Source organism: Deltaproteobacteria bacterium (assembly GCA_011773515.1).
In the GTDB taxonomy this organism is placed as follows: Bacteria; Desulfobacterota; Deferrimicrobia; order J040; family J040; genus WVXK01.
Map to the genome: position 1 here is coordinate 4,434 of WVXK01000036.1, position 546 is coordinate 4,979.

The following is a 546-nucleotide window of genomic DNA, read 5'->3' on the forward strand; positions in this document are numbered from 1 at the left end:
TTCCCGGCGGCCCGGAAAGGGGTATTAGAATGTGTACACGGCGGAGAGAATGTAGTTCAGGTAAGAGTCCTCACCCGAGGTCTCAGGGCTGACCCAGTTCACCCCGCCCGTGAAGGAAAAGCTTCCGTAATTTACGCGCAGAGCCGGCGTCAGGCGGATGATATCATCGTTGCTCTTTATACCTTTATTGATCGTGCCGCCGAACTCCAGGATGAAGCCCAGGTCGCTGTAGGGCGGGATGGGGAGCAGCACGCCCAGGCTGTAGGTGCCATGTTTCTCCTCGAAATCGTTGCCGAGGTCGTTTAAGACCGCGCCCCCCTCCCCGTAGATCGCCAGCGCGTAGTCTGCGGTAGCGCCCAGGTCGATGAGGGCCGTCCCGGAGAGAAAGAAGGTGAAGCTGTATTCGTCGATGTCAGAGGTCCCCTTTTCGATGTCCCCGAGGCCGAACCTGGTCGAAAGGCCCACGGCGAGAGAGGGAAAAGACATCCCCTCCTCCTGGAGAAACGACCACTTGACCGAGAGCCCGAGATCGGAGATATCGGAATC

The 546-nt window shown here is 58.8% G+C and carries 1 protein-coding gene; it reads right to left on the reverse strand.

Annotated elements, in window-relative coordinates; all coding sequences use genetic code 11:
* Positions 1-24: 24 nt before the first annotated feature.
* Positions 25-486 (reverse strand): hypothetical protein, encoded by a 462-nt coding sequence (locus GTN70_03780; GenBank protein ID NIO16108.1) that lies wholly within the window; start codon positions 484-486, stop codon positions 25-27.
* Positions 487-546 lie beyond the last annotated feature (60 nt).